At 37.8% G+C, this 22865-nt stretch carries 27 protein-coding genes, 1 pseudogene and 1 riboswitch; of the genes and pseudogenes, 5 read left to right on the top strand and 23 right to left on the bottom strand.

Features of this window, described 5'->3' with window-relative positions; all coding sequences use genetic code 11:
• Positions 1 to 75: 75 nt before the first annotated feature.
• The 5 genes from PQQ29_RS01210 to PQQ29_RS01190 all read right to left on the bottom strand — a co-directional run bounded on the left by PQQ29_RS01210 (position 76) and on the right by PQQ29_RS01190 (position 4455).
• Positions 76 to 969, bottom strand: a complete 894-nt coding sequence (locus PQQ29_RS01210) for an ABC transporter permease (RefSeq protein ID WP_003724035.1) — start codon at positions 967 to 969, stop codon at positions 76 to 78.
• A 10-nt stretch (positions 970 to 979) separates the two neighbouring features.
• On the bottom strand, positions 980 to 1930 hold the full coding sequence (locus PQQ29_RS01205; protein WP_003724034.1) for an ABC transporter permease: 951 nt from the start codon (positions 1928 to 1930) through the stop codon (positions 980 to 982).
• A gap of 101 nt (positions 1931 to 2031) precedes the next feature.
• Positions 2032 to 3606, bottom strand: a complete 1575-nt coding sequence (locus tag PQQ29_RS01200) for an ABC transporter substrate-binding protein (protein ID WP_010990258.1) — start codon at positions 3604 to 3606, stop codon at positions 2032 to 2034.
• Positions 3607 to 3691: 85 nt separating this feature from the next.
• Positions 3692 to 3794, bottom strand: a riboswitch (SAM riboswitch).
• 137 nt (positions 3795 to 3931) lie between these two features.
• On the bottom strand, positions 3932 to 4210 hold the full coding sequence (locus tag PQQ29_RS01195; RefSeq protein ID WP_003724964.1) for a GNAT family N-acetyltransferase: 279 nt from the start codon (positions 4208 to 4210) through the stop codon (positions 3932 to 3934).
• Positions 4211 to 4221: 11 nt separating this feature from the next.
• Positions 4222 to 4455 (bottom strand): (4Fe-4S)-binding protein, encoded by a 234-nt coding sequence (locus PQQ29_RS01190; RefSeq protein ID WP_003772567.1) that lies wholly within the window; start codon positions 4453 to 4455, stop codon positions 4222 to 4224.
• 166 nt (positions 4456 to 4621) lie between these two features.
• Between PQQ29_RS01190 and PQQ29_RS01185 the strand changes: the two genes are divergently transcribed.
• The gene (locus PQQ29_RS01185; protein ID WP_010990257.1) at positions 4622 to 6130 is read left to right on the top strand and encodes an IMP dehydrogenase; all 1509 of its coding nucleotides are present in this window, start codon (positions 4622 to 4624) and stop codon (positions 6128 to 6130) included.
• 71 nt (positions 6131 to 6201) lie between these two features.
• Here the strand turns inward: PQQ29_RS01185 and PQQ29_RS01180 are convergent, their stop codons facing one another.
• Positions 6202 to 6951: an EAL domain-containing protein gene (locus PQQ29_RS01180; RefSeq protein WP_010990256.1), complete on the bottom strand. Its 750-nt coding sequence runs from the start codon at positions 6949 to 6951 to the stop codon at positions 6202 to 6204.
• Between the two features lie 187 nt (positions 6952 to 7138).
• On the opposite strand from PQQ29_RS01180, the gene PQQ29_RS01175 reads away from it, so the two are divergent.
• The gene (locus tag PQQ29_RS01175) at positions 7139 to 9496 is read left to right on the top strand and encodes a bifunctional metallophosphatase/5'-nucleotidase (RefSeq protein ID WP_010990255.1); all 2358 of its coding nucleotides are present in this window, start codon (positions 7139 to 7141) and stop codon (positions 9494 to 9496) included.
• Between the two features lie 34 nt (positions 9497 to 9530).
• On the opposite strand, the gene PQQ29_RS01170 is transcribed toward PQQ29_RS01175, so the two are convergent.
• The 15 genes from PQQ29_RS01170 to lmaD all read right to left on the bottom strand — a co-directional run bounded on the left by PQQ29_RS01170 (position 9531) and on the right by lmaD (position 19249).
• Positions 9531 to 10259: an N-acetylmuramoyl-L-alanine amidase gene (locus PQQ29_RS01170; protein ID WP_010990254.1), complete on the bottom strand. Its 729-nt coding sequence runs from the start codon at positions 10257 to 10259 to the stop codon at positions 9531 to 9533.
• Positions 10240 to 10662 (bottom strand): phage holin family protein, encoded by a 423-nt coding sequence (locus PQQ29_RS01165; RefSeq protein ID WP_010990253.1) that lies wholly within the window; start codon positions 10660 to 10662, stop codon positions 10240 to 10242. The genes PQQ29_RS01170 and PQQ29_RS01165 overlap by 20 nt, the downstream gene beginning before the upstream one ends.
• Before the next feature lie 18 nt (positions 10663 to 10680).
• A complete protein-coding gene (locus PQQ29_RS01160) occupies positions 10681 to 11217 on the bottom strand; it encodes a hypothetical protein (RefSeq protein WP_010990252.1) in 537 nt (178 codons plus the stop codon).
• Positions 11214 to 11693, bottom strand: a complete 480-nt coding sequence (locus PQQ29_RS01155; RefSeq protein ID WP_010990251.1) for a hypothetical protein — start codon at positions 11691 to 11693, stop codon at positions 11214 to 11216. Before PQQ29_RS01155 ends, PQQ29_RS01160 begins: the two co-directional genes overlap by 4 nt.
• Before the next feature lie 14 nt (positions 11694 to 11707).
• Entirely contained in the window at positions 11708 to 12283 is a 576-nt protein-coding gene (locus PQQ29_RS01150; RefSeq protein WP_010990250.1) for a hypothetical protein, read from the bottom strand.
• A 14-nt stretch (positions 12284 to 12297) separates the two neighbouring features.
• Entirely contained in the window at positions 12298 to 12597 is a 300-nt protein-coding gene (locus PQQ29_RS01145; RefSeq protein ID WP_010990249.1) for a hypothetical protein, read from the bottom strand.
• Positions 12587 to 13723 (bottom strand): phage tail protein, encoded by a 1137-nt coding sequence (locus PQQ29_RS01140; protein WP_010990248.1) that lies wholly within the window; start codon positions 13721 to 13723, stop codon positions 12587 to 12589. The genes PQQ29_RS01145 and PQQ29_RS01140 overlap by 11 nt, the downstream gene beginning before the upstream one ends.
• A gap of 9 nt (positions 13724 to 13732) precedes the next feature.
• Positions 13733 to 14551 (bottom strand): phage tail family protein, encoded by an 819-nt coding sequence (locus tag PQQ29_RS01135; protein ID WP_010990247.1) that lies wholly within the window; start codon positions 14549 to 14551, stop codon positions 13733 to 13735.
• Entirely contained in the window at positions 14548 to 16416 is a 1869-nt protein-coding gene (locus tag PQQ29_RS01130) for a phage tail protein (protein WP_045553689.1), read from the bottom strand. The genes PQQ29_RS01135 and PQQ29_RS01130 overlap by 4 nt, the downstream gene beginning before the upstream one ends.
• Positions 16403 to 16738 carry a hypothetical protein gene (locus tag PQQ29_RS01125; RefSeq protein ID WP_003759834.1) on the bottom strand — a complete coding sequence of 112 codons (336 nt, stop codon included), beginning with the start codon at positions 16736 to 16738 and terminating at the stop codon, positions 16403 to 16405. The genes PQQ29_RS01130 and PQQ29_RS01125 overlap by 14 nt, the downstream gene beginning before the upstream one ends.
• 110 nt (positions 16739 to 16848) lie before the next feature.
• The gene (locus PQQ29_RS01120; RefSeq protein WP_003759832.1) at positions 16849 to 17151 is read right to left on the bottom strand and encodes a hypothetical protein; all 303 of its coding nucleotides are present in this window, start codon (positions 17149 to 17151) and stop codon (positions 16849 to 16851) included.
• Between the two features lie 47 nt (positions 17152 to 17198).
• Positions 17199 to 17711 (bottom strand): protein LmaA, encoded by a 513-nt coding sequence (gene lmaA, locus PQQ29_RS01115; RefSeq protein WP_003759830.1) that lies wholly within the window; start codon positions 17709 to 17711, stop codon positions 17199 to 17201.
• 12 nt (positions 17712 to 17723) lie between these two features.
• On the bottom strand, positions 17724 to 18113 hold the full coding sequence (locus PQQ29_RS01110; protein WP_010990245.1) for a DUF5072 family protein: 390 nt from the start codon (positions 18111 to 18113) through the stop codon (positions 17724 to 17726).
• 279 nt (positions 18114 to 18392) lie between these two features.
• Positions 18393 to 18809, bottom strand: coding sequence for an ArpU family phage packaging/lysis transcriptional regulator (locus tag PQQ29_RS01105; protein WP_010990244.1), 417 nt, complete (start codon positions 18807 to 18809; stop codon positions 18393 to 18395).
• 11 nt (positions 18810 to 18820) lie between these two features.
• Entirely contained in the window at positions 18821 to 19249 is a 429-nt protein-coding gene (gene lmaD / locus PQQ29_RS01100; RefSeq protein WP_010990243.1) for a protein LmaD, read from the bottom strand.
• A gap of 216 nt (positions 19250 to 19465) precedes the next feature.
• Here lmaD and PQQ29_RS01095 point away from each other — a divergent pair, with 216 nt between their 5' ends.
• The 3 genes from PQQ29_RS01095 to PQQ29_RS01085 all read left to right on the top strand — a co-directional run bounded on the left by PQQ29_RS01095 (position 19466) and on the right by PQQ29_RS01085 (position 21128).
• Positions 19466 to 19801 (top strand): helix-turn-helix transcriptional regulator, encoded by a 336-nt coding sequence (locus PQQ29_RS01095; RefSeq protein WP_003764864.1) that lies wholly within the window; start codon positions 19466 to 19468, stop codon positions 19799 to 19801.
• Positions 19802 to 19806: 5 nt separating this feature from the next.
• Positions 19807 to 20259, top strand: a complete 453-nt coding sequence (locus PQQ29_RS01090) for an ImmA/IrrE family metallo-endopeptidase (protein WP_003764863.1) — start codon at positions 19807 to 19809, stop codon at positions 20257 to 20259.
• 173 nt (positions 20260 to 20432) lie between these two features.
• The gene (locus PQQ29_RS01085) at positions 20433 to 21128 is read left to right on the top strand and encodes a Crp/Fnr family transcriptional regulator (RefSeq protein ID WP_187983796.1); all 696 of its coding nucleotides are present in this window, start codon (positions 20433 to 20435) and stop codon (positions 21126 to 21128) included.
• Here PQQ29_RS01085 and PQQ29_RS01080 read toward each other — a convergent pair.
• Both PQQ29_RS01080 and PQQ29_RS01075 read right to left on the bottom strand, forming a co-directional pair.
• Positions 21098 to 21796 carry an EAL domain-containing protein gene (locus PQQ29_RS01080; protein WP_010990241.1) on the bottom strand — a complete coding sequence of 233 codons (699 nt, stop codon included), beginning with the start codon at positions 21794 to 21796 and terminating at the stop codon, positions 21098 to 21100. The two genes, PQQ29_RS01085 and PQQ29_RS01080, sit on opposite strands and share 31 nt — an antisense overlap.
• 149 nt (positions 21797 to 21945) lie before the next feature.
• Positions 21946 to 22778 (bottom strand): annotated as a pseudogene (locus PQQ29_RS01075) (AraC family transcriptional regulator).
• Between the last annotated feature and the right edge of the window lie 87 nt (positions 22779 to 22865).

The raw sequence follows: 22865 nt of genomic DNA, 5'->3' as shown, positions 1-22865 counted from the left end.
CGTTTCTATTTTAAGTACCTTTTCTTTAAAAAACAAAAAAACACTTTGACTGAAAAAATCAAAGTGTTTTTACATTTAATATCTACGTGATAACCCTTTTCTCAGCACATCGCCAAGCACGTTAAATGAAAGAATCGTCATTAAAATTAATAATCCAGGGAAAAGTGCCAAGTAAGTTGCTTCGCCGACGTAGCCTTGCGCATTGTTCAGCATGCTGCCCCACGAAGCGTTAGGCTGTTGAACACCGAGGCCAAGGAAACTTAGTGCTGACTCGGTTAAAATGGCTGTAGCGACGTTTAATGAAGCTGCAACGACGATGGATGGCATCGCGTTTGGAATAATATGCTTGAACATAATGTGGAAAAATCCGCCACCCGAAGACTTGGAGTACAAAATGAATTCACGTTCTTTTAGCGTCAGAGTTTCTGCTCGGACTATCCGCGCCACTTCCATCCAAGAAAGCAATCCGATAATGATAATAATATTCGAAATTCCCGGTTTTAAGTACGCATTTAAAATCATTAGTAGGAAAAATGATGGAATCGACATGAAAATATCAAGAAAACGCATTACCATATTGTCAATGAATCCACCAAAGTAGCCACTAACGGTACCAGCGAGTGTTCCAACGACAACGGCAATCATCATCGCAAACACGCCAACAAGTAGTGAAACCCGGCCGCCGTACAAGACACGCGTCAAGTAATCCCGACCATGGTCATCCGTCCCAAACCAATGCGAGGAATTTGGCGGCATCAGTTTGTCCTGAACGGAAAGAGCATTGGGGTCATAAGGCGAAAGGAACGCGAAAATACAAGCGACTGTAATAAGAATCAGCACACTCGTCGCAAAAACAGCGCGGCGGTCAGCCAGCATAAAACGCCAAAAACTCCGCTCTCTGGTAGCATGAACAACTTCCGCATCCCGCTCGAAATCTTGCATTGTTTTTTTCGAAAAATCTAATCGCATCATGAATTCCTCACCCCATTTCCCTAATCCGTGGATCGACAATCATATAAGCTAAATCGGCCAGCAAGTTCCCAATAATTAATAATAGCGCTGAAAAAAGTGTAATTGCCATAATAACTGGATAATCTAGTTGGAAAATCGCATTAATTCCAAGCGACCCCATTCCCGGCCACGAGAAAATACTTTCGGTAATAAAAGCGCCTGTAATGACTTGCGGAAGTGACATCCCAAGTAGTGTTATGACTGGCAACAAGGAATTTTTCAAGACATGATGCCCCATAATTTGTACTTTGGATAACCCTTTCGCATAACCGAATAAAACATATTCTTCTTTTAATTGGTTAATCGTATTCGAGCGGACGTAACGATAATATGCCGCGCACCCTTGGAAAGTCAGCGTTATAACTGGCAAAATCGCATGTTCCGCCATATCCCAGAAGGAGTCGACCCCAATCGTTCGCATCCCTAGACTTGGGAGCCACCCTAATTGAATCGAGAACACATCTATTAAAATCATCCCAAACCAAAAAATCGGAATCGAAATCCCAATATAAGAAATCCCGTTTAGCACTTTATCAATCCACGTATTTTCATAATTCGCCGCAACCAAACCAAGTGGAATCGACAACAATAACGTCAGAACGAGCGAAGTTCCCACCAAACCAAGTGTCGCCGGAATTCTCTCTAAAATTTGTTGTAAAACTGGTTGGCTGTTTACAATCGAATAACCAAGATTACCTTGGAGCAAATTTCCAAGCCAAATAAAATACTGTACATAAATCGGTTGATCCAGCCCTAAGCTCTGTCTAATCCGCTCCACATCATCAGGATTCATATCAGGCGTAACAAACGAATTCACGGGATCCCCGGGCGCTAATTTTATAAGTGCAAACGAAATAATCGAGATAATAAACAGCATCGGAATAATTTGCAATACGCGTTTTATGATTGTTTTTAGCATAATTTATCTCCTATCTAAAACACTAAAAATGACAAGTAAAAACCTGAACCTGCCAAAAACAAGCATGGCAGGCCAGATTTTTTACGAATGATTTTTAATTATTATTCCGTTAAATATAGTTTAGAAAGATCACGGAACATTGTTACTGGTTGTGGTGTTGCAGCTTTTTGACCACCGTAACGGCTATCAAGAGCTAGCACTGCATTATCATAAGAAATTGGATAAATTACAGCATCGTCAGCAATGGTGTTTTGGATTTTTTCATAGATTTCTTGACGTTCTTTATCGTCCGCAGTTACAGCACCTTTTTCCCAAAGCGCATCTAGGTCTTTGTTGTGGTAGTTTGAATAGTTGTATGGCGCATCGCTTAGGTATAGAGATTTATATGCATCAGGATCGTTCCCCATGATATAACCATTTAGTGCGATAGAGTAGTCTGCGTTTTTGCGGTCAAGTGTGATGTTGCTTAGTGCATTTGGATCTGTTGGTTTCAAGTCAAGTGTCACGCCGATTTCTTTGTATTGTTGTTGTAAGTAAAGCGCGATACTTTCTTGTGATTTACTGTTGTTTAAATAGTAAACAGTTAGTTTTTGGCTTGTATCAAAACCACTTTCTTTTACTAATTTTTTCGCTTTGGCAATGTCTTGATCGTATGTTTCTACTTTATCCGTGAAGTATTTCGTGTTTTCTGTTAGGAACGAAGAAGCTGGTTTTGCGTATTCATCTGAACCGTAAGCCGCATCAATGATTTCTTCACGGTCAAGCGCATACGAAAGGGCTTGGCGAAGTTCTTTTGATTTAAGTGCTGGTTGGTTTTCGTTGAATGTTGCATAGCTTAAGCGATTTTCCGGGTAAGTGATAATGTTTACCGCGCTCGCTTTTTCTACTTTTTTTCTATCAGAAGGTTGAATCGATTTTAAGTTGATTTCGCCATTTTGTAAGGCTAAATTAGCTGCGTTTTGATCTTTTGTGATTCGGAAAGTAACTTTATCCAATTTTGGTTTGCCGTCAAAATAGTCGTTGAATCGTTCTAGGGAAACATATTCGCCTGTTTTGTATTCAACAAACTTGTACGGACCTGAGCCGATTGGATTTTTGTTTTTATCACTTTTCTCGATGTTTTCTACCCCTTCAAAAATGTGTTTTGGAATTGGGAAGAATGTTTTAATTGTATTTTCAAAGGCTGGAGCAACAGTTGGTAAAGTGAATTTCACCGTTGTATCGTCCACTGCTTCTACTTTTACAGGTTTATCATCAAAAACAAAGTTGCCGCGGTTCGGGCTGTTTTGTTTTGTATCTAAAATAGAATTTACAGTAAATACTACGTCATCTGCAGTCAAAGGTTTGCCGTCATGCCAAGTTAAACCATCTTTTAGTTTCACAGTGTAAGTTAAGTTGTCGTCTGAAATATCTAAGCTTTTTGCAAGTGCCGGTTTCCCGTCAACTTCCCAAAATAGCGGTGCGTATACAGCTTGTTGAATCGTTAATGTTACACGATCAGAAGCGTAGTTCGGATTGATAACTTCTGGATCTCCAGTAACACCGATAATTAGAGAGCCGCCGTCTTTCGCTTTGCCTGAACCGTTTGCTTTGTCTGAACTAGCGCCAGAGCCTCCGCAAGCCGTTAACACCAAGGCAAAAACCGAGATAACCGCTACTAATAAAAATTTCTTCATCTAACAAAAACTCCCCTCTTTAAGCGCTAAAAATAACGCTTCCTCTGTTTTTTGGTCAGAATCGAAGCGCCTCATTAAAAGCTACTACTTATCTGCCAGAATATTACTTCTGATCGGAATTAGCATAGAACTTGCGCTCCGCTGCCGGGTTTCACTGGGCCGATTCCCTCCACCACTCTGGATAAGAAATTGTAATACTATTATTCCTATAAGTTTACTGTGAATTAAAGATACACTGAAAAGAACCAGATGTCAAGAAGAGAAAACTGGAATTCTAAATTTTTTTCATAAAAATAGACTAGGCATAAAACCTAGTCTACGCTTCTTATTTTGCAGCTTGTACTTCTTGATATTCCGGCTTCTTAGCAAATTCTGCTTTCGCAAACGGACAAAGCGGAACAATTTTCTTTCCTTCTGTTTTCGCTTTTTCGACCGCACGTTTTACAAGTTCTTGCGCTATCCCCTGACCTCGAGCCGCATCATCAACGCCTGTGTGGTCAATAATAAACATATCTTCCCCAGTTGGCACAAAAGTCACTTCACCAACCTCGACACCTTCATCATTTACCGCATAAATTCTATTTTCACCGTTTTTATATTCCATTTGTTATCCTCCTATTTCTCTATATACTGAAGTGCTCCACTTGGGCAAGTATGAATCACCCGTTTTGCCTCTTCTTTTGGTACGTTATCTGGCATAATCCATGGTTTTCTATCCAAATTAAAAAGTTCTGCGTTACCTTTTACACAATTACCGGAATGTGCACAAATATTCGTATTAAAATAAATATCTACATCTGCCCCGCGATACTTACGGTAGCCTTGTTCTAATAATGTTTCTTCTTCCATCTGATTACCTCCTTCGCCAAAGTTTCCTTACTCTTAGTATATTCCACTCATCTACTAAAAGAAAACGTCCCGAAAAAGCATCCCAGTCATTGACTTTCAAGCCAGTTATTGAAATAATAAAGATATTTTATAAGTATATTTAACAATAGAAGAAGGAGTGGAAATAATGGCATTTTATTTTGAAGAACCGTCCCGCACATTTAGTGAGTTTTTACTAGTTCCAGGCTACTCGTCCGCTGAATGTGTACCAACAAACGTTAGCTTAAAAACACCGATTGTAAAATTTAAAAAAGGGGAAGAATCTGCTATCACAATGAACATTCCGCTTGTTTCCGCAATTATGCAAGCTGTTTCTGATGATAACATGGGAATCGCTCTCGCTAAAGAAGGCGGCGTATCCTTCGTTTTCGGATCTCAATCAATCGAAAGTGAAGCTGCAATGGTTTCTCGCGTGAAAAATCATAAGGCTGGTTTCGTCATTAGCGATTCTAATATCAGCCCAGATAAAACCCTCCAAGACATTCTTGATTTAAAAGAAAAAACTGGTCATTCTACAGTTGCAGTTACAGAAGACGGCACAGCGCACGGTAAATTACTTGGAATCGTGACAAGTCGCGACTACCGAGTGACGCGTATGAGTCCTGATGAAAAAGTAGCAGATTTCATGACGCCTTTTGAAAAACTAGTTACTGCTAAAAAATCGACCACTTTAAAAGAAGCTAACAACATTATTTGGGACCACAAATTAAATGCCCTGCCACTTGTAGACGATAACGAACACTTGGTTCACATGGTGTTCCGCAAAGACTACGACTCAAATAAAGAAAATAAATTAGAATTACTTGATTCCTCCAAACGTTATGTAGTTGGAGCTGGAATTAACACACGCGACTATGAAGAACGTGTTCCCGCTCTAGTAGAAGCTGGCGCAGATATTTTGTGTATCGATTCCTCTGAAGGTTACTCCGAATGGCAAAAACGCACACTTGACTATGTTCGCGGTAAATACGGCGATACAGTCAAAGTCGGCGCAGGGAATGTTGTTGACCGAGATGGCTTCCGTTATCTTGCAGAAGCTGGCGCAGATTTCGTTAAAGTTGGCGTTGGTGGTGGCTCCATCTGTATCACACGTGAACAAAAAGGTATCGGCCGCGGACAAGCAACCGCCCTAATTGATGTTGCTAAAGCTCGCGATGAATATTTTGAAGAAACAGGTGTATATATTCCGATTTGTTCCGATGGCGGCATTGTTTATGATTACCATATGACGCTAGCTCTAGCAATGGGCGCTGACTTTATCATGCTTGGTCGTTATTTCTCTCGTTTTGATGAAAGTCCTACTAACAAAGTGAATTTAAATGGCACATATATGAAAGAATATTGGGGCGAAGGAGCTAACCGCGCGCGTAACTGGCAACGTTATGACCTTGGCGGCGACAAGAAATTATCTTTTGAAGAAGGCGTAGATTCTTATGTTCCTTACGCTGGTTCCTTGAAAGACAATGTTGCTATCAGCCTTAGCAAAGTCCGCTCTACTATGTGTAACTGCGGCGCGCTAAATATCCCTGAATTACAACAAAAAGCAAAAATCACGCTTGTTTCTTCTACTTCTATCGTAGAAGGCGGCGCGCATGACGTTGTTGTAAAAGATGCTTCAAACAATTTAATCAAATAAAAACAAAATTGGTTGGTGTGAATTTGGTAAATTACCATTCTCACACCAACCAATTTTTTCATTTAGGCATCTCAGACAATCGAATATTTTTCTTTAATTTCTTTCATTGGTAGTGGTCGACTAAAATAATAGCCTTGGAAATAATCCACTTTCATTTCGCGCAGTGTCTTCACTTGTTCGATGTCTTCTACGCCTTCTGTAACGACTTTCCCACCTAAATCATGACATAAATTAACAATTGCTTGAATAATAATTTGTTGCTTTCGATCCGTTTTTAAAAGAGCAATAAATGACATATCCGTTTTTACAATATCAATTGGTAAACTGCGCAAATATGCCAGCGAGCTGTAGCCTTTTCCAAAATCATCCATGCTCACTGTGACGCCGAGTTTTTTAATTTTACGTAAGTTTTTATCTGCAACAGCTAGCTCCGTAATTTCGCCCCGTTCGATAATTTCTATTTCTAAGCACTCCGGATACTTTAAATGTTCTTTCACATAATCATATAAAAAAGTCATATAATTACTACTTACAACATAATGTGCCGGAATATTAATCGAAATCGAAAAACGTCCCCCTAGCTGATTAATTTGTTCAATTGCTGTTTCAGCCACAAAATCCTGCATTTCTCGCGTAGCATTTAAAAGGGCAATATCTTCAAAGAAATCCGCTGGAGCTAGAATCGCCGTCGCTGTTTTTAGTCGAATTAAACCTTCAAATCCGATAAGCTCATTCGTTTTGGCATCTACTTTTGGTTGATAATACAGTAAGAAACTATTTCTTCTAATCGCATCCCAAATTTCCGTACTAGAGATATCCATCTTATCCCTCCTTTATCTATAGTTTACCCTTTTTTCAACCGAAATGAAAATATAGCCAAAAATTATCGTTACATTTACACAAAATCCACATTTCCTATTGCTAGGGTGATTCCTCTTTGCTACAATTATAGCTAGGCACCTTTGAGTTAGCGCTTACAAAATTGCCACTGGCGAAAAAAGGGAGAGTGTGAAAGTGAACAAATTTTTCAAGAAAACCACACATGTTTTACTCGTAGCAGGGCTCACAATCGGACTTACTGTACCATTCACCGGGACAACAGCACAAGCAGCAGCAGATACCGTTCCCATTCAAATTTTGGGAATAAATGATTTCCACGGAGCGCTTGAAACAGCCTCTAAAGATGCATCGGGCTCACCAATTGGCGGCGCGGATTACTTAGCTACTAACTTGGACAACGCTACTAGCTCATTTTTACAAGCTAATCCTGGAACTACAACTGACAATGCCATTCGTGTCCAAGCGGGCGACATGGTCGGCGCAAGCCCAGCAGTATCAGGTTTACTTCAAGACGAGCCAACAATGAAAGTTCTCCAAAAAATGAATTTCGAAGTCGGCACATTAGGTAACCATGAGTTTGATGAAGGATTACCTGAATACAAACGAATTTTGGACGGAGTTTCTACAAACAAATTCGGACCAATCGTAGAAGCTTATCCACGCGTTAAAAGTGACATGAAAATCGTCGCAGCTAACGTGGTCAACAAAGGAACAAACACAGTCGCAGAAGGCTTTTTACCATACTATGTAAAAGAAATTGATGGTGTCAAAGTTGGCTTCATCGGTATCGTTACAACAGAAATTCCTAATTTAGTTCTTGCAAATCATATTAAAGACTACGATTTCCTTGATGAAGCAGAAACAATCGTTAAATACTCTGCTGAACTTAGAGGCCAAGGCGTTAACGCAATCGTTGTTCTATCCCACGTTCCAGCACTTTCCACTGGGAACCCAAACACTGGAACAAAACAAGATGTAGCCGGGGAAGCTGCGAATATGATGACCAAAGCAAACCAATTAGACCCAAACAACTCGGTCGATTTAGTCCTTGCAGGGCACAATCACCAATACACAAACGGATTAGTTGGAAAAACTCGTATCGTCCAAAGTTACAACAATGGTAAAGCTTTTTCAGATGTAACTGGCGAACTTGATAAAACAACTGGCGATTTCGTTTCACCACCTGACGCTAAAATTACATATAACTCGAGAAGCGTCACACCAAATGCCGATATTACCGCAGTAACCGAAGATGCGAAAAGCCGCATTGAAGGTGTTATTAACGAAACTATCGGACTAGCAAACAAAGACGTTATTTCTCGTGACACAAATCCAGACAACAAAGCAATTGATGATAAAGAATCTGAGCTTGGTAACATGATTACGGATGCGCAACGTTACATGGCAAACAAAGCCGGCGCCGATGTCGACTTTGCTATGACTAACAACGGCGGAATCCGTTCTGATCTTACTACTCGTCTTGCAAATGGTCAAAACGAAATCACATGGGGCGCGGCACAAGCTGTTCAACCATTTGGTAACATTCTTCAAGTAGTCGAAATGACGGGCGCTGATATTTTGGAAGCTCTAAACCAACAATATTTAAGCAACCAAACTTATTTCCTACAAATTTCTGGATTAAAATATACTTTCACAGATACAGATGATCTAGACCATGCTTACAAAGTTGCGAGCGTTACAACAGAAGACGGCACTCCTTTAAAAGCCGACCAAAAATATAAAGTCGTAATCAATGACTTCCTATTTGGCGGTGGCGATGGATTCTCAGCCTTCAAAAAAGCAAATCTAGTAACTGCAATCGATCCAGATACAGAAACATTCATCAACTACATTAAAGACCAAAAAGCTGCCGGAAAAGTCATTACAGCTCAAAAAGAAGGACGTAAAGTCTACAAATCCCAAGCTGAAATCGACAAAGAAACTGAAGATGCAGCTATCAAAGCAATCAAAGACGCAACAAAAATCAATAAATTAGCTGAAAAAGACAAAAATCTAACTGGAACTACTTTACCAGGTGCTACTGTCTCTGTTCAAAAAGCAACTGCTAATGCAAGAATGGCGCTTGCTGCCGGACCTAACGCAACAGCTGATGCAAACGGTAAGTTCTCCGTAGATGTTACTTCTTTAAACCTTAAAAAAGGCGACCAAGTAACAACAACAATCACTGACATAAACGGCTACAGCACAACTTTCCAAGCAACTGTTCAAGAAGCAACTTCAACTACCCCTCCAGATAATGGAAACGGTAATGGCGGAACGGACAATGGCAACGGAAATAACGGCGGAACTGATGGAAATAGTGGTACAGATAACGGTAATGGCTCCGGAAATACTGGCGGAACTACAACTACCGAAGACCCAACAACCTCCACACCAAATACATCTAACTCAGGGACATCTTCCAACACTTCCCTACCAACAACTGGTGACACAGCTGGACTTGCAACTGTGTTTGGAGTTATTTTAACAGCTACCGCGCTTTATACTTTGCGTAAGAGAAGTTAATAAAAAAGGAGCGACCTATCAGTCGCTCCTTTTTTTATCTTTTACCCGTATTTACTTCCGTTTTTAGAACCCAGCTTCCCGGAACTCCTTTTGTAGTAGTTAGGTTGAGTGTTTTTGCTGTTTCTTTATAAACAAAAACTTTTGTCCCGGCTTCTAAATAACCTTTAATATTTTTGCCTGAAATAGCATCATTACTTGTCAAATATTTCCCTGCTCGATATTTCGTTACGGGAGTACCAAAAAGCTCTTGTACTCCTGAGATAATTCCTGCACAAAAATCCGTTTGATATGCTTTTTTTGCAAGTATAGTTGCATCACTGCTGTCACAAAAACCTGCCTCCAGCAAAATTGCATCCATTGCCGTTTCTCGCAGCACAGCAAAATTAGCTCGTTTCATTCCACGATCACGCATACCATGTTTGGTAATTTTAGCGATAATATTTTTGTGAATTATTTTCTGTGATTCTACTGTCCCAGCTGGTGTTGATGTATAAATGTAATCTTCAAAGCCTTTGCCACCACCAGCATTAAAATGAATCGAAATAAATAAGTCGGCCTTAAAACTATTTGCTTTCTTAGCTCGGTCACTTAATTCATAAAATGTATCATTTGTTCGAGTCATACCTACTTCAAAACCAGCTTTTACTAATTCTGATTGAAGCTGATTCGCAACTGATAGTACCCAATTTTTTTCAACAAGTCCGTTACCAGTCGCCCCTGAATCCTTGCCGCCATGACCGGCATCAATCCATATCTTTGTCATGCTTTTCCTCCTCGTCCCCTGATTTCGCATCGAAAATCAAAATTAAATTTTTCAATACTTCCGGGACCTTCATTCCCATTCGAACGAAATTTTCCAATATAGAAATCAGCTCATTCGCCAAATAGAAAAAGATAACCGCATCCCGCGTCGTATTATGCGTTCCCAGAATCAAATCTATTTGATGCGCAATAGCCACTAAAATCAAGATAGCAATTTTTTTCGCGATTCCCTTGAAACCCATTTTGCTGCTAAGTTCCCCCAGATACCCTGAAGCGAGTAGCCCAGAAATATAGTCAGCTACAATAAAGCACACCAGCACTTTTACCAATAAATCCACTTCCCCAAACAAGTATCCAAATACCGCGCCAAAACCTAAAATCCCAATTTTTAGTATGATTTCCATGGAAAACCTCCTTTTTAGTTACATTACAGTTAGCTGGCGTAATGCCCAAGAAGCATTATTAGTATTATCATTGTGTCCAGCGACTTCTGTTTCAGAAACATATAAATACTTTCTTTCCCCGTAAATCGCTGATGGCATAGGAACTAACAAACCTTTACCTGCTAATTCGGCTAATTGAGCTTTCGACAAGAAAACTGAGTGATAATAATAATCTAAAGGAGTATTATTTGCTGAATCATAACGACTGAATAGTAAAGTGATTCCAAATTTCAGTTTGGAAGAACTCCATGTATATTTTTGACCCGCACCCATAATATTTGCTCCCTTAAAAATCACTGTTCCTTTCCCAATCGTATCTACATATTCTTTCGCACTATTCAAAGCTGTATTCGCCTTTTGTTCCGCACCCGCAGTAGTTTCTTTCTCGTTCCAAGTCGTCTTTTCTTCCTCTGTAACACTCACAAGCCCTTTAACAGCCTCGGCGTGTGTTTCTGGATAGAATTGCTCCAACGTTCCATGTTCATTTTTCTCTGACATTTTTACAATTTTAGTCATTCTATAACCTCCTTAATAGTTTCCAGTGCGATTACTGGCATCGCATCTAGTTTTTCTTTATCTTCTTTTGATAAAAAGCCACTTTCACTTGCTGATGCTTCCGGATGAGTATGGTTTATTTCCGCCGCCTCTACATCAGCTGCAAATAAGTCGACAATTCCTGTTTTACCGTTTACACTTGTTACGCCTGCTTCCGGAGATACTAATTGATCTATTTTTTGTTTATCAAAAGAACTCATAAATCCATCTGTTGTGTACGTTGCGACTTCATGTTCATGGATTTTCTTAGCAGCATGAAGGTCTTCTGCTTCTAGTAATACTCTGCCTGCCTTTCCATTGACACTAACGACACCAGTCGGAATCTGACCAGAAACATATTCTGTAAGTCCAACAATTCCCGCCACATGTGTCTCTGGATAAAATTGTTCTTTAGAATTATCGTCTTTTGTTTGTAGCATTCGTTTAATTTCAGTCATTCTTCACTCCTCCTTTACGCACCAGTTGACTCCATTTGGTAACGTTCATTCGTCCCTAATTTTGCAAAAACTAAACTTGTTAAACTTTCTGAAAAGCTCGTTTCACTAGTCTTTTCAAGAACAATATCCGCATTCTCATTGAAGCTTGATATATTTAAAAAACAAACTGTTTGCGCTTCAGTAATTGATTTACTGGTCAACAAACCAATATCTTGTTTATCCATACCTATAACATTATCCACATCAAAATGTGCCGTGCTTTTCTTGTTAAAAATTTGCTGTTCTTGGTTTAGACGTTCTCTTAAAACCGGATACCTAGTGCCAAATGCATCTGCTCTGGCATCAACAACTTCACTTAGCTGTTCTGTCCCACTAATCAACTCGTTAACTCTTGCATTCACTGCTTTATCAACTGTTTCAATTTTGGCATTTAAGGTAGCATCTGCTTTGTTTACGTAGGTATAAATCGTATCTATTCCCGTAGAAATAAAGTTAGACCAATCCATTAGTTTCTGCCAATTGTCATTGGTTTTATTTCTAAATTCACGACCTTGAAGAAGCATTTCCCATTTCCACAAATCTAACTTCATATGCAACCTCCTTCCTATTCCAATTTCGTTGTCTTTAGTTCGCCTGTATTCGTCACTGTTATTTTGAAATTAGAACCATTTTCCGAAACTAAAATCGCATCTTGTTTTTTATTCCAATTTGAAATATCGCTTGCAGTCACATTATTTTTTTCTGCATTTGCTTCAATTCCATTTAATTTGACTTTATCAGTTGGAGTCATTAATCCAGAAGCGTTTGTTGAAACTTCATTCAGACCCTCGACAGCAGTTACATGTGTTTTCGGATAGAAAACTGTTTCATCCACATTTTTTAAAACTCTAATTTCAGTCGCCATCTACAACACCTACTACTTCCGTTAAAATCCGCGAATCATATGCATTCATTGCGATGCTTGAAAACGAATTAATCTTATTTGTATCTACGCTAGCCTTTTTCACTTGATTTGCAATTTGAGTCTGAATTCGTACCATATCACGCCGCGAATTACTAAAACCGATTTCTTGAAATTTCTTACTCCACGGATGAGCTGATTTAATTCTCGTAACCTTCACTTCCGTTTCAAATCCCATTGGTTCATGAATAAAGTACCAAATATCTCGTTCTGTAACTGCTTCATCTCCTCTATAAGTAATCGTTAAAGAGGTTTCCGGAACATCCAGAATCTGTTTTTTGGCAAAAATCAATAAGTCGTTATTATTCGTAATTTTATCGTCGGTTTTTGAATTAGCCATTCGTTTTCCATAAATAGATACGTTGGGCGAAGTATAAGTAACAACCGCCATATATTTATTATCACCCGTTAGCTTGTCGGCATTTTCTTTTTGTTTGCCATAACATTTTATCTCTGTTTTTAAATTATCAGTATTTGTATCCACTGAAACATCTTCTGTATTGTATAAATAGCGTAATTGCTTCTCTGTTTTCAAATACCAACTCGCTTCATCATAAAAATAAAGTTTCTTATTATCCGCAAATAGTATTGCTCCAAATTCTTCCAAACATAAATTCACTAATTCTAATCCATTTTTATTTCCTAAATCTTCTAACTCCGCTAATGGAAAACTACCTTGTATTTCATGAGAAAATCCTAGCTCATTGTCTTTTAGCGCAAATTCCATTACCGTCTGAATCGAATATTTTTTTCGTCCCGTTTTCACGTTATACTGAACATGATCTTGCACTGTATAACTTATATGCTGGGCAGTTATTTGTTTAGAAATCGTTTTTCCAACGGCCTTAGGAGTACATTTTTTTATGACAAATTGTTGACCTTGATAGGTTAGAATTGCCTCATTTCCAACCAGATTGAATACATCAGCATTTTGTTTTGTTTTATTAACTGTAAACGAGATGGAACGACTCGTGTTTTTTTCATAGTCATAAGAAAAAGAGCCATAATCAATATCTGTTAAAATCTCTTCTACTTCTCTATCCATACTTTGAATGATCAAATAGTCCATAGTTATCACCTACCGATAAATGAACGGAAAATTAAAAGCAATAGTTACATCCGTTACACCTTTAATTTCAAATTCATTCCATCCCTTTTCAAGGGTAATAATGCCGTGGTTTGTGTCTTTTCCAACGCGACGATTATTTACAAGCGGATAGATATTATTTAACAGCAAAACATCAGTCTTTTTGAGTTCATTACGATATTGAAATGAATCACCGGTTGTTAAATTATTAATAGTCGGGATTCCATTTGCTGTCATAGCTATGTCTAACTCATGTCGCATCAACGGATTAACTCGGTCGCTTCCTGCATTATAAACGCGAAATGTATTCTCTTTAAAAACATAAAACAAATCATCTCGGTTAGATAAATTCATGCCCATTTGCCATAAGTCCACTTCAAAAGTCATTGGGTCCAGACTTGTACCACGAGATTCCGCATAGCCCTTAAAAACATCAAACTCTAAATTGAGAAGCCCAACCCGATCTGATTCACGACTAAAATCAAATGGTTTTGGATGCACTTCATACCGAATTCCCGGCATTTGATCACTCCAAATATAGTAACTATCTCGCTGAAATAAGAACTCATAAATTTCTCTAACTGCTAAATGATAATCCGGTATATCAAGTGCCTGTAAATTGCATTTTGCTGAAAAAATAAAAGGTTTAAATTGGATAGTACCTGGAATAACTCCGTCCGTTCCAGAAATCTCAGCAGTTTCCATACTCAATTGCGGACTTTGCCTCGCTACTTCTTGAACGGAAAGTCCCGGAAATGTTTCACTAAGCGAATGAATTTTTCCATTTAGTTCTAAAAATAAGTCACTCATGAATAAGCCGCACCTCCCATTGTATAATTGTATTGATCAAACGAGTTTGCCTGGTTACGACTAACTACCTCAGATACAACTTTATCGTCCATTTTAATAACTGGATTTTTTTGTAGTAAGCGTTCTAGAAGGTTTTCTACCCTAGCTAAATCAGTCCCTTGATTTGTATAAAGCATTGATTTATTACCACGCGCACTTTCTCTTGCATATTTCATCGTTGCATCGTGCGGGATTACTTGAGATCCGGACGGTAACACCACCATTTCACCGCGACCGCCTTCATTCATTCGTGCAAAACCGCCTTGGAAATTTGTAGTACCTGAAATTAATTGCGGGATTTTACCAATTTCAACACCAGGGATTTTATTAATTAAACTAATCGCTGAATTAATCCCTCGAATTACCACGTTCACAAATCCTTTGACATTATCTACAACTGTCTGAATTGCATTTGAAACCCCATCGAAAATAGTCCCAACAAATTCTGTTAAACCACCCCAAGCGCCTTTAATACCATCAAAAACACCGGTGATAATTCGTTTGACTCCATTGAACACGGAAGAAACTGTCGTAGAAATCCCTGTAATAACTGATTTTATTCCATCAATAATACCTGAAATTGTTGCCATTATTGCATTCCAAATTTTTGATGCAACTGCAAACACCATTTGGAAAGCCGCTCCAATAACTGTAACGATAGAACTGAAAATATTGGTAATGAAACCAATAATTGGCTGTACAATCCCAATAATCGACGTAATAACACTTGCAATAAAGCTAATAATTTTCCCAATAACATTTGAAATCGTCGTTGCAATAACAACAATATAACTAATAATTGTAGTAATAATCGAAATAATAACACCTATAATCATCATGACAATCGGCATAATTTTACTTATATAAGAAATAATTGTTACAACAATTTGCACAACGACCGTGGCGATCTGCATAATTATAGGAATCAAGAATTGGATAACGCTCATAATGCCTTGAATAACCGTCATAATACTAGGTAAAAGCGCTGAAACTAGCGACATAACAACTTGAACAATCTGCATAATTACTGGCATGAGCATCGCAATGAGCATGTTGATAAATGGCATTAATTGAGCTAACAATTGAGCGAAAAAGCTAATAAATTGCATAACTATTGGCATTAAAGCCGCACCAATTTGCATGACTGCTGTGATAATTTGCATGATAATCGGCATCAGACTAGCCACTAGCTGACCAAACAACTGAGCTACCTGCGTGACAACTGACATAACAGTATTTCGGAATGATTCATTCGTCGTCATCAAGTACGTAAATGCAGCGACTAACGCTACAATCCCGATAATAACTAACCCCATTGGAGAAGTCAGTTTGCCCATAATTCCTCCGACACCGCCAATAGAAGACATTAAGCCGCCCAAGTGATTCTTCAATTCCATAAAACCACTAGCTAGATTCGTAATTCCTTGAACTCCACCAGTTACTCCACCAAGCATTGTACTCATACCACCTATTCCAGTGGACAAGCTTGAAAATAACGTACCATTTTGGACACTTGAACCTAGGTTTTTAAAAGCATCCGTAATTCCGCCAACAGAACCAACCGCTGTTCCAAATCCTGATGTAATTGCCTCGCTACTAGAACCTAATTGCCCAAACGCTGAACTAATAGTGCCGAGACCAGATTGCAATCCGCCCAAAGACTCGGTAATTTTCGAACCTGGATCGGCATTTCCAACATCTTCAATCGTCATTTTTAATTCTGAAAATCGTCGCTCTACAACGCCTGCCATTTCATCTAACCTACTAAATTGAGCTGTTAAGACACTCTCGTTCATTTCAAATGTAATTTTTTTAGAATCCGCCATTCGTTTTCCCCCTTTCTTGTTTATTTTTAGGTCTGCGTAGGCCATTTGCACCGTAAATCCGGTCAATCCACGCTTTACCTTCAAGCGCTTCATTCTCAGAAATTGCTTGAAGTGCATTTACTGTATAATTAACATCTGCTTTCTTCTGGCGCTTCTTATGCAAATCAATAAAACGCGAATTTCGTTTGCGATTGAGATTTTGTTCAGCATTCAAGACGGCATTTCGAAGCATAGTAGACTCAAAAATGACCTTGTTTTCCCATTCTTTCATGATGAAATTTTTCTCAACTTCTGTTAATGCTTCAAAATCATGTTTTGACATTTGAAAATTAACAACGAAAAACGCGAATTGTTTTTCGAGGTCAAAATCATGGTTGCTTTCACTATCAGATTCTTCGTTCTCTGCGCCAAAATATTCAAACTCAATCTGCTTTAACGGAACAAAAAACCCATGTCCTCTTGTAATTTCTCAATAACTGCTACATTAAGCGAAATTAAGCCCTGTTCTTCCACTAACTTATCAAAAATCTCCAAAGCTTCTTTTTGTTTTACTGGCACTAAACCTTTTTCTTCCACTAGTCCAGAAGCAAAAAGAGTTTCAATCACTTGGTAACTCAAAATTCCTTTATTTGCAGTCAAAGCCGCTACTAGACTAATTCCTGACGTTAGTTCCACCGTTTTCACTTTTTGTTTATTGAATCGTAAAATATAATTAGTATCATTCACTTCAAACATTTATTTTCCTCCTAAGGGAAAGCCACTTATTTCAGTGGCTTTCTATTTTATTCTGCTGGTGCTGCTGGTGTTTCGCCGGGCATTTGATCTCCGCCCTCAGTAATAGTTAAATCAACAAGCGCTCCCATTCCGTCTAGTTTTACAGAATAAGTCATCGCTTCATCAAAAGGAGCCTCAAAACTGTAGTCTGCTACAATAGCTAAGCCGCCAAAAAGACCTTTTTTAGATGCTTGGTTAATAACTTTCACACAGACCGGACTATCACTTTCGAAATATTTCGCCAATTCTTTATGAGAATCCGCATCAGCAACGTATAAACCATCATTTTCAATAGACCATTCTTTCATACCGCCGATTTTAGACTTCCATCCACCTACTGTATCTTTAGATGTGATTTCAATACTATCTTTTGAACGGTTAACAGTTAGACCCTGTTGTCCTGCAACCGCTAATAATTTATCTCCTGCTGCGTTAAAAATTGCTAAGATTACGTCTTTCCCCGCGACCGCTTTAGCAGCTCCCGGTGTATAATCACAATATAAATTTTCTTCAAATGCCATTAATAATTCCTCCTAAATTTTTACTTTTAATTCACGACAAATACTTACTTCAAAACTAGTTTTTGCATGAATCAACGTATTTTCTTTAACTAAATTTTGTTTTCCGAAATGACGAACTGCGATTAATTTGTATCCTTCAGGCAAATTAAAACCCGCTTGGATAAAATTATCAATCTGTTCGACACCCGCTAAATCCAGTTCATTTGTATAATGATGAACGGCAAAGCGGTATTTTTCTTTCCAGGAAGTGCGGCTCTCTTCTTCCTCTTGATCAATCATCTCCATCATCGTTGAAGGCAATTCCACTTGGTCATGCATTACAATAGAAACATCTAGTCCGCCTTTTTCCTGAAGCATTGTTCTCACTGCTTCCAAAACTCTCACGAAGCTCAAACTCTTCACCAAGCGCTCACTCCTTTAAAAATAGAAAGTAAAATTCGGTCAAGACCATTTTTAATAATTTATTCCTCCAAACTTTACTTTCCAAAAATAGAATATTTGTTTATCTCAACGGATTTAAAACCCAATAATAAAAACAAATTTCTTTTAAAACCTCATGTATATCAGAAAATCGGTGCACCTTCATTCTGACGCAGCTTTTATTGTCATCCGCTTGCTGGACAATTGGCTTACTTTTATATTAACGGTAAAATGCTACTGTAAAATATCAAAAAAGTATCATCATTTCCTTACTAAAATCCCCATTATTGTTGCAAGTTCTAGAACTGCTCGTCTTTTTATACGTTTAAACTGAGCTATTTCATAAGGCAGACTCATCATTACTGCTATATCTTTCTCTTTTTCCACATAACACTCTATTAAAATTTTTCGATATAAATCATCCATTTGATTTAACATTTCTGTATATCTTTGTACTAACAAACGCGCTTCCTTTATTAATTCTATGTTATGCCTTGCAGAAAATGCCACCGATCCAAAATGTGGCGTCTCTAGTAAACCATTACTTTCTATAAATGGCTTTTGGGATAATCCCGTAATCACGCGGAAACGCTGAAAGTCTGCAAAAAATCGTTTCACTTCTTGGACAGTTTTTATATAATTAATATCTTTATTTTCTGGTAAAACTAAAACTTGCATTTGATCACTCCTTAATTGTGTGCTTCATTAATCACGAATGCTTCATACTGGCACTCAATGGCAGAAGCCGGTAAAGAGCCAATCTCTTCTTTCGTCTTATCCAAATGAAAAGCCAATACATCAATCATCTCCTGCTGAACTGGTCGTTGCTTTTTTCTATTCAAGCCGTTTTTTCGTTTCCATTCGGCAAGTGAGGACCTTGATACTCCAATAAATTTGCTGATTTCTACATCTGACTTTGTTTTTTTATGTTCGCGGTATTCATTTGGTGTTAAAATAAGTAGTTTTTGTTCCGCCGTTAAAAGTCCTTTTTCTCTATCCCCTAGTGCTTCAAAATACTCCAACTCTTCTATTAAACGTTTCCGAATAAATCTATTTTCTTCTTGTTCCAGTTGAAAAATTAGTTGGATTTGCTTTTCTTTTAAAAGTTTTCTATCCATCCATTCCCACTTCCATCTCATAAATTAATATAGTAGCTTTGTCACCAATTCGGTGCTATCGGTGCAAAATCAGCCGCTTTTATTTTCTAACTCTACACATATTATAGCACCATTTTGGTTACATGTAAACTTTATCCGACAAATATGTTCGAAAAAGTTCCATTTTGGTGCTAAAAATGCTATACTGGAGCCATAAACATGTGGAGGACAATTATTATGGAGTTAAATAAATTTGTAGGAAATAAAATAAAACAATATCGTGAGGAACGAGGGCTAAATCAAGAAGCACTAGCAGAAAAGCTTCATACGACCCGCCAAACTATTAGTCGTTATGAAAATGGCGACCGTAAAGCAAATCAAGATGTTTTATTTGAACTTGCAAAAATCTTCAACAAGCGATTAGATGACTTTTTTCCTGAAAGAAATTTACCACCTGTTGACGAACGCTCGGTGACGATTGCGGCCCATATTGATGACGATGTTACAGAGGAAGAAATGCGAGATATTTTAGCTTATATAGAGATGAAGAAAAAACTCCATCGCGGGATGTGATTTTATTGTACGAAAAATTGGTAAACAAATACCAAGATGAGGTAACAATTAGAGAAGAAAAAATGCCTTACAAATTACCTGGCTTATATTTGAATGGAATGATTTTTATAAGTAAAGATAAATCTTCTATTGAAAAAGGTTGCATTTTAGTGGAAGAATTGATGCATTATAAGTACACGGTAGGAAATATTACAAAACAAGAAAGCCTTTCAGATAAAAAACAAGAACTTTTTGCTCGTCGCAAGGGTTACGAAGAATTAATTCCACTGGAAGACATCATTACTTGTTTTTATCTTGGTTTAAAAGAGTATTTCGAGGTTGCTGAATTTTTAGAAGTGACCGAGGAATTTTTGCGCCGTACCGTTTCTCATTATGCGGAAAAATATGGTCCAATGTATGATTGCGGCGATTATTTAATCAATTTTGGCAACTCTATTGATGTTTATAAGAAATTTTAATGAAGACTCTATCACTAGAGTCTTTTTATTATATATTTTTGCGCAAATGTAGCGAATGAGTGTCTTTTTTTTGTCTAAATTGTGACAGCAGCTTTGATTTAGTTTCTTTTTCATAGGAATAGAAGTACAGTTAAATGGTAGATAAAAATTTCATTCGTATAGGAGTTTTAACCATGCTTCACACTACCGATTTTTCTGATATTTTTTCGAGCGATTACTCTAGCAAGGTGTCTTTTAAAAAAGGAGATATTATTCATTCGTTTAAAGATTACGAAAAAAAACCACCTCAAATAGGCGTGATTTTGGAAGGTACTGCTGTTTTAGAGGGACCTACTTATGAAGGACGCTGGATGATAAATGCACTTATTTCTGAGAACGCAATTTTTGGAATGGAAAGTTTACTCGAAACAAAAACGGCTCCAGAGCTTACTGAATACCGTGTTCGCGCACTAGAAAACGGGCGGGCGCTGTTCATTGATCGTGAGTTTTTCCTTAATTACCTGTATGCAAACCCACATTTCTTCCATCTGGTACTTGATGATGTAATAGTTAGATATTTATTTACTGCCAAAAATTATAAAAATATTAATCAACCACCAATAATCAAAGTGACTCGTATTTTTGTGGAAATTATTGAACTACTGAATCTCCATCAAACAGAAGGCCCGATCGTTTTACCTTCCTATATCACACAAACATTTTTAGCTGATTATTGCCGTTCTAGTCGCGCTCGAATCACTGAATCATTAGAAGAATTACTCGTAAATGGGCTGCTAGCATCCAAAAAACCGATTACTATTAGCTCACACGAAAAACTCCTTGATCAAATAGATAGTTTTCAAACAGGAAATGGTTTATTAACTAAATAACCTTGGAAAATGGAGACGCCATGGCTTTCTAAGATTGCCATGGTTTCTTTTGTTTCAATGCCCTCGACCACAAAATCGAGGTTATTTTTATGCGCAAAATTCGCCCAAGCTTTAATGAATAAAAGTAAATCCTCTAAATCAATATTATTAAAATGAATCAAAGAGAACTTGAGCTCGATTATGTAAGGGAGATAACTCAGTACGCGCTCTAAACTATTGAGTCCACACCCTACGTCATCTACTGCAACATGGTAACCTAGGCCGTGAATTATTTTAATTTTGTTTAAAATAAAAGCATCTTTATCATCAGCATTTAAATGTCGCTTATGAGCGGGAACATCAAAAATATCTTCGGTCATTTCTATAGTAATACGATGACTCTCACTTCTTAGTTTGTCTAACATATGGAGCGTTTCCATGTAAAAAAGTTGTTGCGGCGCTATATTTATTGCAAAGCGATCATTTGGATATTTTTTTAGAACATCAAAGAAAGCGTCACTAAACCACTCACAAAATGTAAGGTATAATTCTTCGTCCGCAAGTACAGCTTCTAACTCCGACAAAGGAAATCTAGGAACTTCACTATCGTCGCGTAAAAGTATTTCGTATTCGACAATGTTACCTTGAAGAATATCTAACTTTGGTTGAATATAAAGTTGAAATTTCATTGTGTCCCATCACCCTTCCCATTTCTCTTTTCTATTCTAATACATTTTTAGTACTAATCGCAAAATTTAATCCAATAAAAAGCAGGCATTTCGAAAAACACCTGCTAATTTTCCTTCAAAATACCGCTTTTATCATTCAGTATTTTAAATTAACTTGATTTACGCCAGTTTTCTGATGGTGGAAAGCCATAATATTTTTTGAAAAGTTTACTGAAATAATAGCATCGTTGTAGCCGACCATGTTAGCAGCTTGCTTCACAGTTACATCTTTATTTTTCAGTAGCTCTTCCGCACGTGTCAGGCGGATTTTGATTAGATAATTAATTGGCGACTCGCCAGTTTCTTCTTTAAAAACTTTGGAAATATAGGCGGGACTGATGTACATTGTTTGCGAGAGTGTCGAAAGCGAGACATCTTCTGTGTGGTGTTTTTCCATATAATGAATAATTTCATTGACGAGCATTTGTTTTTGCTGCTCATCGGTGGATAATTTCACGCCATTATTTTCAAGTTGTTCGGGCGTAGCTTCCCGCAAAACATGGATAATTAACTGCATGACAAAAGCTTTCAAAATCAAGTCATATCCAGGTTTTTCAGCATCTTTTTCTTCTATAATTTGTTTAGAAATGGATAAAATAGCAGATTCATCTTCTTTTTTCCGTAAAAAGGCTTTTTTAAATGGGAAAGTGTTTCGCGAGTATCCTTCCAGTGCAAAATTCCGAAAACCAATGTGAAGTTGCGCATTTGTCATACCAGGTTCGGTTATATCGTAATGGTTCACACCAGGATTAAAAATCAACATATCCCCTTTTTCTAATGCGACTCGCTCCCCTTCAATATCATAAATAACGTTTCCCTCACAAATAATGGAGATTTCTAAAAAGTCATGATGATGATTTTCGCCCACTCGTACTTCGTTGGTATAGCAATTAGCTATATACAAAATTTGCGGGTTAAATGTGGTTGTGTTTATTTTCAGCATCGTTTCACCTCCTAAATATAACGCTTACAATTATCTTTTAATTATATAACATTGTCCATGCTTCCAGCGAATATAAACCATTCTTTT

Origin of the sequence: Listeria innocua, assembly GCF_028596125.1 — a bacterium.
Taxonomy (GTDB): domain Bacteria; phylum Bacillota; class Bacilli; order Lactobacillales; family Listeriaceae; genus Listeria; species Listeria innocua.
The sequence above is the reverse complement of the archived record's forward strand: the minus strand, read 5'-3'. Positions and strand labels throughout refer to the sequence as shown.